This is a genomic window from Brevibacillus sp. IT-7CA2, from assembly GCF_949767855.1.
In the GTDB taxonomy this organism is placed as follows: domain Bacteria; phylum Bacillota; class Bacilli; order Brevibacillales; family Brevibacillaceae; genus Brevibacillus.
On sequence record NZ_CATKQT010000005.1, the window covers coordinates 91,556 to 105,161 of the forward strand.

At 50.4% G+C, this 13,606-nt stretch carries 13 protein-coding genes; 8 read left to right on the forward strand and 5 right to left on the reverse strand.

Annotation, left to right across the window (positions count from 1 at the left end; translation table 11 throughout):
• Positions 1-179: 179 nt before the first annotated feature.
• Positions 180-1,193 (reverse strand): alcohol dehydrogenase AdhP, encoded by a 1,014-nt coding sequence (gene adhP / locus ACM6JA_RS03535; protein ID WP_069848475.1) that lies wholly within the window; start codon positions 1,191-1,193, stop codon positions 180-182.
• A gap of 259 nt (positions 1,194-1,452) precedes the next feature.
• Between adhP and ACM6JA_RS03540 the strand changes: the two genes are divergently transcribed.
• The 6 genes from ACM6JA_RS03540 (at position 1,453) to ACM6JA_RS03565 (ending at position 7,196) form a co-directional block, all read left to right on the forward strand.
• Positions 1,453-2,601 (forward strand): iron-containing alcohol dehydrogenase, encoded by a 1,149-nt coding sequence (locus ACM6JA_RS03540; protein WP_414851220.1) that lies wholly within the window; start codon positions 1,453-1,455, stop codon positions 2,599-2,601.
• 10 nt (positions 2,602-2,611) lie between these two features.
• The gene (locus ACM6JA_RS03545; protein WP_414851221.1) at positions 2,612-3,925 is read left to right on the forward strand and encodes a sensor histidine kinase; all 1,314 of its coding nucleotides are present in this window, start codon (positions 2,612-2,614) and stop codon (positions 3,923-3,925) included.
• Positions 3,894-5,330, forward strand: coding sequence for a sigma-54-dependent transcriptional regulator (locus ACM6JA_RS03550; protein ID WP_414851222.1), 1,437 nt, complete (start codon positions 3,894-3,896; stop codon positions 5,328-5,330). Before ACM6JA_RS03545 ends, ACM6JA_RS03550 begins: the two co-directional genes overlap by 32 nt.
• Positions 5,331-5,365: 35 nt before the next feature.
• On the forward strand, positions 5,366-6,601 hold the full coding sequence (locus ACM6JA_RS03555; RefSeq protein ID WP_414851223.1) for a benzoate/H(+) symporter BenE family transporter: 1,236 nt from the start codon (positions 5,366-5,368) through the stop codon (positions 6,599-6,601).
• Between the two features lie 26 nt (positions 6,602-6,627).
• Positions 6,628-6,942, forward strand: a complete 315-nt coding sequence (locus tag ACM6JA_RS03560; RefSeq protein WP_414851224.1) for a hypothetical protein — start codon at positions 6,628-6,630, stop codon at positions 6,940-6,942.
• A gap of 119 nt (positions 6,943-7,061) precedes the next feature.
• Positions 7,062-7,196 (forward strand): hypothetical protein, encoded by a 135-nt coding sequence (locus ACM6JA_RS03565; protein ID WP_414851225.1) that lies wholly within the window; start codon positions 7,062-7,064, stop codon positions 7,194-7,196.
• Positions 7,197-7,247: 51 nt separating this feature from the next.
• Here ACM6JA_RS03565 and ACM6JA_RS03570 read toward each other — a convergent pair whose 3' ends face one another.
• Entirely contained in the window at positions 7,248-8,123 is an 876-nt protein-coding gene (locus ACM6JA_RS03570; RefSeq protein WP_414851226.1) for an SDR family oxidoreductase, read from the reverse strand.
• 119 nt (positions 8,124-8,242) lie between these two features.
• On the opposite strand from ACM6JA_RS03570, the gene ACM6JA_RS03575 reads away from it, so the two are divergent.
• Complete coding sequence (locus tag ACM6JA_RS03575; RefSeq protein ID WP_414851227.1) at positions 8,243-9,199, forward strand: helix-turn-helix transcriptional regulator; 957 nt, start codon at positions 8,243-8,245, stop codon at positions 9,197-9,199.
• Here the strand turns inward: ACM6JA_RS03575 and ACM6JA_RS03580 are convergent.
• From ACM6JA_RS03580 to ACM6JA_RS03590, 3 genes are all read right to left on the reverse strand, one after another.
• The gene (locus ACM6JA_RS03580; protein WP_414851228.1) at positions 9,168-10,361 is read right to left on the reverse strand and encodes an MFS transporter; all 1,194 of its coding nucleotides are present in this window, start codon (positions 10,359-10,361) and stop codon (positions 9,168-9,170) included. The genes ACM6JA_RS03575 and ACM6JA_RS03580 overlap by 32 nt on opposite strands.
• Positions 10,362-10,567: 206 nt before the next feature.
• Complete coding sequence (locus ACM6JA_RS03585; protein ID WP_414851229.1) at positions 10,568-11,347, reverse strand: helix-turn-helix domain-containing protein; 780 nt, start codon at positions 11,345-11,347, stop codon at positions 10,568-10,570.
• 107 nt (positions 11,348-11,454) lie between these two features.
• On the reverse strand, positions 11,455-12,315 hold the full coding sequence (locus ACM6JA_RS03590; RefSeq protein ID WP_007729489.1) for a LysR family transcriptional regulator: 861 nt from the start codon (positions 12,313-12,315) through the stop codon (positions 11,455-11,457).
• Positions 12,316-12,443: 128 nt separating this feature from the next.
• Between ACM6JA_RS03590 and ACM6JA_RS03595 the strand changes: the two genes are divergently transcribed.
• On the forward strand, positions 12,444-13,418 hold the full coding sequence (locus tag ACM6JA_RS03595; protein ID WP_414851230.1) for a DMT family transporter: 975 nt from the start codon (positions 12,444-12,446) through the stop codon (positions 13,416-13,418).
• The last annotated feature ends 188 nt before the right edge of the window (positions 13,419-13,606 follow it).

The following is a 13,606-nucleotide window of genomic DNA, read 5'->3' on the forward strand; positions in this document are numbered from 1 at the left end:
ATAAGCCTTATGAGATAGCCGTACTACATTGCTTCACTTCACTTATTCATTTATTAATTAATTTTTTTGCTTCTTTAGTGAATACCCATTGTTGTCTATACTTCATACAAATAAAAAGCTGTCGCCCAGCCCATGCTTACGAAAAGCATAGCCCGACAACAGCTTCACCTATCCCTCAACTACTCCATCGTCAAAACAACCCGACCATTAATTTGACCTTTTTCCAAACGCTCCAATACATCGTTGATCTGATCAAGCGGCTGCGTCTCGATGATCGCGCGAACCTTGCCACGTGCTGCAAAATCAAGCGCTTCTTGCATATCCTTGCGTGTCCCCACAATGGAGCCTTTCACCGTCACGCCATTCAACACCGTGTCAAAAATCGGGATGGGCAGCTCTGCATTCGGCAAGCCAACAACGACGAGAGAACCACCGCGTCGAACGGATTTGTATGCTTGTTCAAATGCCTTCTTGGTAACTGCCACACTGATCGCCCCGTGGACACCGCCCACCTGCTCTTGAATGGCTTGTACCGGATCTACCTCACTGCCGTTTACTGTCACATCTGCCCCTAGTTCTTTTGCCAAGTCCAGCTTCTCCTTGTGAATATCGACAGCTACGACGTTGTAGCCCATCGCCTTGGCATATTGGAGAGCCACATGCCCCAAGCCGCCGATGCCGTAGATCGCTACCCATTCACCCGGCTTCACATTTGCTACCTTCAATGCTTTATAAGTGGTTACCCCTGCGCACAGGATCGGTGCCGCTTCCACATCACCCAGCTCGTCAGGAATGCGTGCCACGTAAGCAGCAGGCGCTACACAATATTCGGCATAGGCACCGTCTGCGGAATAGCCCCCGTTTAACTGTTGCATGCACAGTGTCTCCCACCCTGTCAGGCAGTAGTCGCATTCGCCGCAAGCGGAGAATAACCACGGAATGCCTACACGATCACCAATTTTCAGCGAGGTAACACCTTCCCCCAGCTTTTCGACAACACCTACGCCCTCATGTCCAGGAATCAAAGGCAGCTTTGGCTTCACAGGCCAATCCCCGTGTGCCGCATGCAGGTCTGTATGGCAGACACCACACGTTTTGATTTTTACCAGAACCTCACCGTGTCCGACCTCTGGAATAGCGACTTCCTTTACTTCCAGCTTTTGATGGAACTCGTTGACCACTGCTGCTTTCATCTTGACCTTCCTCCTCTTTTTCCCCCTTCAGGCATGTGCGTAAAGGGCAGGTGTTCTTCCCGCCTCCTACTAATTGCAAGCAGTATGCCAACATGAAAGCGCCTAATAATTCAATCATTTAGCCAATTCCTTTCTTCGAAGCAGCCGATATTGCGGCACATGAGCCGAAAAAACGGCCCGCTTGCCAACCTTTTGGCCGAAAAAGGGTATTCATCCTTTCCTGCGGTATTACTACGTAGTGGAAAAAGGGGGCGAACGCATGCAAATATCCAAGTTCATGATGCCGGAAATCATTTTCGGGAACCAGTCTCTCGGCCAGGTAGGGGAAAGCTTGCGCCGATTGGGAGCTTCTCGTGTCTTTCTTGTCAGTGATCCTGGTGTCGCAAACGCAGGCTGGGTTGAGCGGATCATCTCTTACTTGCAGCAGCAAAGGCTCGACTACCATCTATGGACGAACGTGACAGCCAATCCGAAAGATTACGAGATTCATGCCGGGATTGCCGAATATCGGGCCAAGGAGTGTAATGCCATTCTCGGTGTTGGCGGAGGCAGTGCTATTGATGCAGCCAAGGCAATCGCGCTGTTGGCTACCAACGAGGGCAGCATCGTCCAATACGAAGGCGTAGACAATATCCAGCATCCCCTTCCTCCCATGGTGATGGTACCGACGACAGCGGGTTCCGGTTCGGAGGTTTCGCAATTTTCTATTATTGTGGACAGTGCACGCAAAGTGAAAATGGCGATCATCTCCAAATCGCTCATACCCGATATCGCCATCATCGACCCGCAAACCTTGATGACCAAGGACAAGCTGCTCACTGCCAATACAGGCATAGATGTGCTGACACATGCCATTGAATCGTATATTTCGCTCGCCGCGACGCCGCTGACCGAGGTGCATTCGCTGCAAGCCATGCGTCTCATCGCCAAGCATTTGCGCCCATCTGTCGCCAGTCAATATAATACAGAGGCCAAGCAAGCGATGGCCATGGCGAGTCTTCAAGCCGGAATCGCTTTTTCCAACGCCATACTCGGTGCTGTACATGCCATGTCCCATCAGCTCGGGGGATTCCTCGATGCTCCGCATGGCGAGGTGAATGCCATCCTGCTCCCCCACGTACTCGAGTACAACTACATCGCGGCACCGGAAAAATACAGGCAAATCGCAGAATGCCTCGGTGAAAACACGGCGGGCTTGAGCACACATGCCGCCTCTCGTCTCACACTCAAAGCGGTCAAGGAGCTGGTAAGCGATCTGGAGGTGCCCCAATCGTTGTCGGCTATCGGGCTGCATCCAGAGCAGATCGACCTGCTCAGTAGTCTCGCCGTACTGGACGTGTGCATGACGACCAATCCCCGTGACATGACCGTCCACGATGTCGCGACGTTGTTTCGCCAAGCCTTGTAGGAGGTTCGTCATGCATACCAAACAAGAGATTTTGGAAAAATTGACCGGGATTCAATCCTCGCGAAAAAGCTATTACAGCGAGCTCGTCTATCTGATTGAGGAGATGAAAAAGAAAAACAAGCAGCTCGCCGTCATTAACCAGCTGACACAAATCCAGATCAATGCCACCTGGCAACAAACAACCAGTTATATCGCCGCACAGCTCTCGCAAATTCTCGTGTTCGAGCATTTTGCCCTGACCATCGTGAAGGGAGGCATGCTCTCCTCCTATCTCGCCAAGTGGAATGACGAGGATTGGCACTGCCATACGCTGACACAGACCGTTTCAGTGGAAGCCCCTGTGCTCACCGGGCAGGTCCATCTTACCCTTGCCGAAGCGCTGCCTGAGCATCACGCCACCTCTGTTCCGCTGCGCAGTCAATTGAATCAGACCTTTGGTTTTTTGACGCTCTTACGCCAAACAAAGAAGCTCGTCGATCGGGACGAAGCCGAATTGATCCAGCTCGTCGCCAGCCATGTCGGTGTCGTCGTAGAAAACAGCCTGCTTTTTCAAGACGTGAATGAAAAGATCAAAATCGAAGCCCAACTGATTCAATCCGCAAAAATGGCGGCGATTGGCGAGATGGCTGCCGGCATTGCCCATGAGCTGAACAGTCCGCTCACGGCCATCCTCGGAAACTCTCAATTGCTCATGCGCGAGATGACAGATGCCCCAGAGTCTCCCTTGATGAAAGACATCTATCAATGCGGGGTGCGCTGCAAAAAGATCATTCAAAACCTGCTCACCTTCTCGCGGCAGGAAGAGTACTTATTTTCCACTACCTCTATTGACGAGGTCGTAGAGGACGTATTGGGGCTGATTGGTTACCAGCTGTCTGTTTCCGGCTTGACCATAACCCGGGAAATGTCTGAGCCTCCTCTGCTGTTTCATGGAAGCCGTCATCAGATCGAGCAAATTGTGATCAATCTCCTGTTAAATGCACGGGACGCTGTGGCAGGCAGGGAATCTCCACACATTGTCATTCGTTCCTTCCTCGTACAAGAGGAGGACAGCTCTTTCGTAGGCTTATCCGTTTACGATAACGGCACAGGGATTTGCGCAGAGCAGCTTTCGCAGATTTTTCAGCCTTTCTTCTCGACGAAGGAACGGACAAAAGGGACAGGTCTCGGGCTTTCCGTCAGTCTTGGAATTGCAGAAGCACACAGCGGGAAGCTGTTTGCCGAAAGCGTGGAGGGAGAGTACAGCAGGTTTACGATGCTTTTGCCACTGTTAGCTGACGAGGAGGACAACGATGGAGAAAAAACGGATTTTGATTGTGGATGATGAAACAGAAGTGACTACCTTTTTCACCTATTTCCTCAAGAAAAAAGACTGCAATATCGTCGTCGCCAATTCTGGCAAGGACGTGGAACGGCTGCTTCACTCGGATTCTACCGGCTTTCACGCTGCACTCGTGGACCTGAAGCTGCCAGATGCCGACGGATTGACGCTGCTCAAACAGATTAAGGCAGTATTTCCCGCCTGCGAAGTCTTGATCATGACGGGCTTCAGTACGATTAAATCGGCTGTGACAGCGATGCAATGGGGCGCGAGAGATTACTTGGAGAAGCCGTTCGACGATCTGGACAGTCTGGAGCAGGTCATCGACGCGGTGCTCTCCTCTTCCAGCAAACACAGCGATCACCTATCCCAAGAAGCCGCCCAATATGGTATCGTGTATTCAACTGACAGTCCGATGGCCAATGTATGCGCAATTGCCAAAAAATTAGCAAAAAAGGCGATCCATGTGCTCATTGAGGGCGAAACGGGTACCGGCAAGGAGCTAATGGCCCGTTTTCTCCATGGAGCAAGCAATCGCGCCCAGCAGCCTTTTGTCGCTTTTAACTGCGGGGCAGTGCCGGAATCCTTACTGGAAAGTGAGCTGTTCGGCTATGAAAAGGGCGCTTTTACCGGAGCGCTCAAATCTCGCAAAGGCTTGTTCGAGCTGGCACATAACGGAACGCTGTTTCTTGACGAGATCGGGGAGGCTCCCCCTTCCATCCAAGTGAAGCTCTTGCGTACGCTAGAGACGGGAGAGTTCATGCGCGTCGGTGGCGAGCAGATCGGTCAGAGCAATATTCGCTTTATTTCTGCTACCAACCGCGATCTGGAGCATGAAGTCGGGATGAATCGTTTCCGCAGTGACCTGTTGTATCGTCTGGAAGGGATCAAGCTATCGATTCCTCCTCTTCGCGAACGAATTCAGGATATCCCCACAATCGCGCACTACTACTTGCAAAAGCGCAGTGGAGGGCCCTGCGAAATCGATCAGGATGCCATCGAGCTGTTGCAGCGTTATGATTGGCCGGGCAACGTCCGCCAACTGATCAACGTACTGAATCAAACCATCGCGTTGCACGAATGCGATCGACTGCGTGCCGATCATTTGCCAGCGAATTTGCGGAATCGCATGGTACAGGTGCATCCACCCACTGTTCCCAAACGGATAGAACAAGTCATCGATCACGAATGTGAGCGCTTTGTCGATACGATCAGCCGCCTTGTCACCTCTGTAGACGGGATCGACTTCGATTATTTGATCAAGCGGGTTAAACAGCTCGAAGGCGAGATCGGGCGAACGATTATCGAAAAGGGCTTGACCGAAACGAATGGAAACAGACAGCTTTTAAGCAAAAAATTAAACATCACCAAACGGACGATTCGCTACATTTTGAACGAAAAAGCATAACGTCTGCATTGGCGCATCTAGGAGGCATTCACGTCGTGGTACCCGAAAAACCTTTCTCGAGCCTGAAAATAATCCCTGCTGACTTCTCTCTATCTGCCGTTATTGTTGGACTCATCGCCACGATGGTCTCCTATGCAGGACCATTGCTGATCGTCTTTCAAGCTGCCAAGGGTGCCGGACTCAGCGATGCAGTTCTCGCCTCTTGGATTTGGGCCATCTCGATTGGGAGCGGCTTGACGTGCATTGTGCTCAGTATCTGGTTTCGCACCCCGATCATCACTGCTTGGTCGACGCCGGGGGCAGTTCTGTTAGTCACCAGCTTGACGGTATACTCCTTTCCCGACGCGATTGGCGCGTATATTTTTTCGGCCGTGGTCATTACGCTCGTCGGTGTTTCCGGTTTGTTTTCCGTCTTAATGAAATACGTCCCGCAGTCGATTACGACCGCCATGCTCGCTGGGATTCTCCTGTCTTTTGGCGTAGAAGTCTTTGTTTCCATGCAGCACCTGCCTGCATTGGCTCTGCCGATGATCTTTTGCTACCTGTTCGCCAAACGCTGGTCTCCACGGTATGCTGTCGTGCTTACGCTTTTGGTCGGCTTGGGTGTCGCCTTTCTTTTGGGGCGTTTGCAAATGGACAATGTCCAGATGTCCCTCGTCCAGCCCATCTTTACGATGCCGACGTTTTCTCTCGATGCGATCATCGGCTTGGGGATTCCATTGTGCATCGTCGCGCTTGCCTCTCAGAACGCCCCAGGAATTAGCGTCTTAAAAGCAGACGGGTACGATACACCTGCTGGACCGCTCGTAACAACTACTGGCATCGCTTCGCTATTGCTCGCTCCTTTTGGTTCACCAGGAATCAATCTCGCGGCGATTACAGCTGCGATTTGCACGGGAAAAGAAGCTCATCCGGATCATGCCAAGCGCTACATTGCCGGAATTGCCTGCGGGGGCTTTTACTTAATCTTCGGGATGTTTGGCGCTACAATGGCTTCGGTGTTCGCTGCCTTGCCAAAAGAATTGATCGCCGTCATTGCTGGCTTGGCTCTGTTTGCCTCGCTCAGTTCCAGCCTCGCACAGGCGATGAGCGAAGCGAAGGAACGGGAAAGCGCCTTGGTTACGTTTCTTGTCACGATTTCCGGCATTTCCATTGGCGGGATCGGCGCTGCTTTCTGGGGCTTGATTGCGGGGGTGGTCACCCATCTGATTTTGAATGGCAATGTGAAAAGCTGGTTTGGGAAAAAGAAGAATACGCAGCCGTTGGCATAGCTGCCTGAACGTGAGGAGAGAGTCCCGTGAAAAAATGGTTTGGTGTCATCACTCTTTCAGCTTTCCTTTTAGCGGTCGGCTCTGCTTGCACGACGAAGGAGCCCACGCACTCCTCAAGTGGTTTTGCGCTATCGAAAACTTTTTCATCCACAGAAGAAATCACCCAAGACGCCATGGTTATTTTGAAAGGCTCCGTTCCCAAAGCATACAAAGAAGAAAAAACCGAAGTCCTCTTATTCTATGTGTATGAAGTAGCCGTGGACAACGTGTTTCAAAACCTCACCGATCACCAGATTGAGGCAGAAGATACGATCAAGCTGTACCGCATCGTAGCATCGTAGGTTTTCAACCTGATAAAGATAAAGAGATCGCTCCGATTGCGGATCATAAGCAGATTGAAATTCCAGAAGGCGAGTATCTTCTTTTTCTCAACGGTGGTTATGATGAAGAAGTTGGTCACGTGAGATGGTTTCCAAATACCCCCAATCAGTTATTTAAAGCGACCGGTGGGGTCAGCGGCACCGAGTATAAGAACGTGTTTGTGTCAGACGAGATCACATCTATTACGGAAGAGGATGTACTGGATGCAATCTAAGAAACGGCTCCTCGAATGAATCTGAGGAGCCGTTTTGTATGTTCCCTGAAACTAGCGGTAAAACCCTTGTTCCTCTGCGTAATTTCCCCAATGCGGGCGGCTACCGTCTCTATCCGTAAAAGGATACTCGTCCGACAAGCCCCATGTACTGACCGTCTTCCCTGTTTTTTCTGCGACAGCCGGGTCCGAAGCCAGCGCAACCACTGCTCGACCGATGTACGTAGGTGTTTCCGACATGATGAAGTGCTTATCCTGCTGCACTGCCTCTCTCCACGTCTCTTCTGTCACGCCAAAAAGATCGAGCATCGCTTCTGAGCGCAGGAAGCCCGGTGTTAAAGCCAACGCGGCAACCCCGTGTGGGCGCAGATCCTCTGCCATCGACGCAGCTAGATGAATCGTCGAGATTTTTGCCAAGCTGTAGTACAGATTGCCGCGGTAACGATAGTCGATTCCGTCCGTAATCTCGATGATCAGCCCCTTTTTCTGTGCCACCATGAGTGGAACCGCGTAGTGACTGGTGATCATATGCGTACGGATGGCGCGCTCTTGCATCAATAGGCCGTCTGCCAATGGCTGCTCCCAGAACGGCGTCCCCCAGTGAGTCAATGGATCTCCACCCCAGATGTCATTGACCAATAGATCGAGCTGTCCCTTTTGCTCCGCTTTTACTCGCTCAAAGAACGCTTTTACCTCTTCTTCCTGCGTATGATCGACTCTCACGGCTATCCCGATTCCGCCGCTTGCCGTCACGAGCTCTGCTGTCTCTTCGATCGTCTCCTGTCGCGCCATATCAGAGTGTTGACCACGCACCGTGCGTCCCGTCACATATACTGTCGCCCCTGCTTCTGCCAGACTGACCGCAATCCCCCGACCTGCTCCTCTTGTGCCGCCTGCTACCACCGCTACTTTGCCTTGTAATGGTTTCATTCGTAATGCCTCCTTATCGATTCATACATCAAGAATATCGAAGTAAATATGACAACCGCTGTCATATTCGTTAAGATACAATCAAAGTAATGTTGTTTTTACTTCTAGGAGGGCTTTTTATGCGGGCAGATCGACTTCTTACGATCTTGTTGCTCTTGCAAAACCACGGTCGCATGACTTCCAAGCAATTAGCAGAAAGGCTGGAGGTGTCTGAGCGAACCGTTCATCGTGATATGGAAGCTTTGAGTGCGTCAGGCGTTCCCGTTTATGCGCTGCGCGGTGCAGATGGGGGCTGGGCTTTGGCAGAAGGGTATCGCAGTAATTTGACCGGAATGAAAATAGATGAGCTACAATCACTGCTCGTAGCCTCCCCTGCTGCCTTGTTGAATGACCTCGGGCTGCATGAAAACTATGAAGCTGCTTTTCTCAAGCTGCTGTCCGCGCTACCAAAAACCATTCAGCAGGACGCCATCCACGTACGCCAGCTCCTTCATATCGATGGGGCTGGCTGGCATGAATCGACAGAGACGTTTTCTTTCTTATCGGTGGTTCAAGATGCCGTATGGCTCTCCCGCAAGCTGTTCATTCGTTACATGCGCGAGGATGTGGCCGTAGAGCGCATTGTCTGCCCGCTCGGACTCGTCGCCAAGCGAAGCATCTGGTATTTGGTCGCCCAAGTGGACGAAGACATGCGGACGTACCGGATTTCACGACTGTTGGATGCACAGCTGTTAGATGATGGCTTCATCCGCCCAAGCGATTTCGACCTCGCTTCTTATTGGGAACAATCCACTTTGGACTTCAAATCCAGCCTCCCACGTTATCCTGCGCGGTTGCTAGTCAAAAAAGAGACGTTGCCTGCCGTAAAACAGGAGCGTTATATAAAAATAGCTTCCACCCAAGCCGCAACAGACGACTGGATGGAAGCAAAGGTTGAATTTCACACACTTGCATCAGCATGTTCGCTGGTGCTCAGCTTCGGCCCGCACATTCAAGTGTTGGAGCCACAAGAGTTGAAACGTGAGGTCACAGAGCAGGCTCGCGCTATACTTCGCCTGTACGAGGGCCAGAATTAGCAAGCACCTTCGTTTCTCGTCCGCAAACGAGCAGGACGATGGCTCCCACGATCAGCACCGCGGTAAATACACTAAAAATGAACGTGTAGCTGTAATGATGTGACGAGTAGTAACCGACGAGATACGGCGCGATAATACTGCCGATTCTTCCGACACCGGATGCCATACCAGAACCGGTAGCGCGCAGCGGTGTCGGATAATTTTCCGGCGTATACGCGTACAAAGCACCCCAAGCACCCAGATTGAAGAAAGACAAGAAGGCTCCCGTCACCAACAGCTCCATGGTGCCACTACTTTGTCCAAAAGCGAAGGCCATCACACCGGTCATGAACAAGAAGGTCGCCAGCGTCCATTTCCGTCCCCATTTTTCCACGAAATAGGCTGCCACGAAATAGCCTGGCAGTTGGGCCAACGTCATGATCAGTACATACTGGAAGCTTTTGATCATTGTAAAGCCTTTGTCGACCAAAACAGATGGCATCCATAAAAACATGCCGTAGTACGAGAACGCAATTGCAAACCAGACGACCCACAGCGTAATCGTCTCTGTGCGATGGGACGTCAACAGCTTTCCAACAGGAATCTTTTCAGCCTGCTTTTGAAACTGCGGAGATTCTGGAATGCTCCGCCGAGCAAACCAGGCGTACACGACGGGCAACGCCCCGATCATAACAGCCACGCGCCAGCCGTAGTCCGGAATGATGAAATACGAGATGACGGCTGCCGCAATCCAACCGACTGCCCAAAAGCTCTCCAACAGCACAACCGTACTTCCTCGCTTCTCCGGTGGTGCAAACTCGTTTACTAGCGTCGAGGCTACCGGCAGCTCGGCACCCAAGCCTAGTCCCATCAGGAAGCGGAACAGCAGCATGGTCGCAAAACCAGTTGCGAAAGCGCTCGCAAAGCTCGCCAAACCAAACAAGACCAAGGTCAGCAAAAACACTGGCTTGCGGCCAATTCGGTCAGCCAAATAGCCACCTGCAATCGCCCCAATCGCCATGCCGACGAGATTACCCGTCCCGAGTAACCCGGCCTCTTCCCCTGTCAAACCCCATTCCTGTCGTAATGCCACCATAATAAAAGATAAAAGTGCAACATCCATGGCATCGAACATCCAGCCAAAACCGGCTGCCCAAAAAACTTTTTTGTAAGGCTTTGACATTCTCGTTCCCTGCTTTCCTTTCTTTTGCGCATGATATTCGCGCCTAGTTATCATTTCGTTTTTTCGTCCAATATCCTGCTCACAGAAAAAAGTTCGACTATTGTGATAGTAGGCTTTCCCAAGAAGCTCCATTCTAACCAGACCATGACGAAAAGGCAGTCCGCTGATTCGTAAGACCGCCATTTTGAAACAAGGGACTATTGTTCTTATTGAGGAAGCCGCTGAATGAATCTGTTCATGAGCAAAGAAAGAGAAACCAAGATAGGAGGGTCGTCCGGATGAGGCACATGAAGAGTAACTTGCTGATGAGGGACGATCGCAGTTGGTGTGACAATGATTGGTTTCTTGGAACGTGTTCGCAATGTCTCGTACGGCAAGAGAAAATCCATCGCCTGCATACCCCAGGCAACAGACGTCGCCATCAAGTAATACGTGCCCGGTTTGACATTGGTAAAACAAAAATTGCCTAGTGAGGGCAGCAATGTTCCGTATAAAGGAAGACCTTCTGGAATTGGCTTGGCAAACAATCCAATCAAAATGACACCTTGAAAAGGCTCTGTGGACTCGATTGTCCCTGTAATGGTCATGGGTCGCTCAGGGGCTGGATGTAACCGAGTCCACTCTGTCAACTGCTGCAAGGAAAGGAGACGGTCTTCTGCTAGCTGGGCCGTTTCTCGAAATTCGCTAGGCGATACCCCGACACGCTCCGTAAAACGGGTAGAGAACGTCCCCAGGCTCTGCTGGCCAATTTCCAGACCGATGTCGCGAACACTCATATTCGTTCTTAGCAGTAAATCCTTTGCTCTTTGGAGTCGCATGGTCGATACGTAATAAAGAGGCGGGAGACCGATTCTTTCTTTAAAAATCCGCGCAAAATGATACTGGCTATACGCAACATGATTCGCCAACCGGGAAAGTGGTAAAGGCTCGTCTAAATGCCGATGTATATAAGCGATCACTTCGTCAATTTCGGTATACCTGTCCATCAATCGAACTGCTCCCTCCCTCTTCTGCACAGCCAAATACAGAACGTCTGTTCCGAAATAAAATTTACCATATTTTTCTGAACGATGGAAGGAGTAAATTGCAGCACTTACGCTTTCGTTTTCTGCAAACGGATTTCGTCCAGAAACGCTTGCATCGTGTTCGTTACAAATGAATCTTTTCTGCGAATAAAAACGGTTATCACCTCATGATAAGGCTCCGGGATGCGATGAATATGAACCGTTCCGCTCTCGACCAAGTGATGTACTGCCGACTTCGGTAAAATGGTAATGCCGATCCCCGCTGCTACGCCCCCGATAATTGTCTCAAACGTTCCGAACTCCATCACTTTTTTCGGAATCAAGCCTTCTACCTTCATCCAGGTCTCTAACCGTTCTCGATACCCGCAGCCCTTTTTGTAGAGCAAAAGAGCTTTCCCTGTGATATCACTGGCAGTGAAGGAACTGTTTTTCGTTACTAACACCAGCTCCTCTTGAAACACTTGCTCCTGCTCGATCAAAGGATGGTTGATCGGTCCACTCACGAACGCTCCATCCAGCGCGAGATCCAATACTTTTTGCAGCAAATGCTCTGTCACGCCTGCCTTGAGTGAAATATCCACATGCGGATACTGGCTGCAATACGAAGATAGCAACCTCGGAAGGGCATTGATTGTCTCGACCATCCCAACCTCCAGCACCCCGGACGGCTCGGAAGCCCGATGGAAGTACTTTTGCATTTCTTCGAATTTGGCGATGATCTCCCGCGAATATTCGAGCAGGCGCTTGCCTTCTGTATTTAAGGTCATGCCTCGCTTGTTGCGATAAAACAAAGGTGTCCCCAGCTCTTTTTCCAGCAGCTTGATCCGTGCCGTCACATTCGACTGAACGTAGCTCAGCTCGGCGGCGGTCTTGCTCACGCTGCCCAATGTGGCGACCATCTGGAATATTTTCAAATCATTGATCTCCACGTTTCTCTCCCTCCTTTCATCTATCACTGAAAATGATACATAAAGTTATTATCAATCATTATACTAACATATTTCCATCCAGTATGATGTGGTAAGTCAGCTTTGTATTGAAAGGGAGAAATCGCATAATGAACAAGCAACTACTTTTGGGGTCTATTCTCTGCATGGTCGCCAGTATGTCATGGGGGGCGATGTTTCCGGTTGCACACATCGCACTGCAAGAGATCGATCCATTTTACTTCTCATTTCTTCGCTATTTTTTCGTAACAATCATTTTGTGCGGTTTGCTCTGGGCAAAAGAAGGCTTGTCTGCTTTTCGTTTTGAGGGGCGCGGGAAGTCTCTGCTGTTTTTTGGAACAATGGCGTTTACCGTCTACAATATGGGAGTCTTTCTCGGGCAGGATTTGATGGGAGAGCCAGGCACGATTGCAGCGTCCATTATGGAAGTTCTTATGCCGATGATCTCGATTGTCCTTTTGTCCATTACCACTAGAAAGCTGCCGCCTTACTATACGTTGGCGACGATTCTGGTAGCTTTGGTCGGTGCTGTCCTAGTTATTACCAATGGCAATCTATCCTTCTTTACTACAGCAAGTGAGCATCTGCTCCCGTTGTTCTTCATTTTCATCGGTGTCGTGGGTTGGGTCGTCTACTCGATCGGCGGCGGGCGTTTTAACACGTGGTCTACGCTTCGCTACTCCACGTTGACGTGTCTCTTGGGAACAGGCGTGAATTTCGTAATTGTCACGACTTCCTCACTCTTTCAATGGCTTCCGGTTCCTACCATCGAAACGGTGATGTCCATCAAATACGAAATGGCGTTCATGGTTCTTTTACCTGGCTTTGTAGCTCTTTTGAGCTGGAATGCAGGCATCAAGCTGCTCACTCCGCTCAACGGCATTTTGTTTATCAACCTGGTTCCGATCACGACCTTTGCCATGATGGCATTTCAAGGTTATGAGATTAGCCGTTACGAATTGTGCGGGACCTTGCTCGTGATTCTTGCCCTGATCGGGAACAACCACTTCCAAAGAAAACAACTGCAATACCGAACGGTCACAAAGCAACAGCCGAGCGGAAGAAAAGTTCCATCTACATCGTGATAATTCTCTCAAGATGTCACAACTACTGTCGTGCGTCCCACAAAATTTATGGATAGAAATTCAGCTAACCCTGGATCTCTATCCATTTATTCATTTGTTAGGTAATTGGTTAAATTCGCCATGTTTCAAACATAACGAATTCAGGGTATCCATTAACTATCTAAGAAATTAACGCTGAGATGCAGACA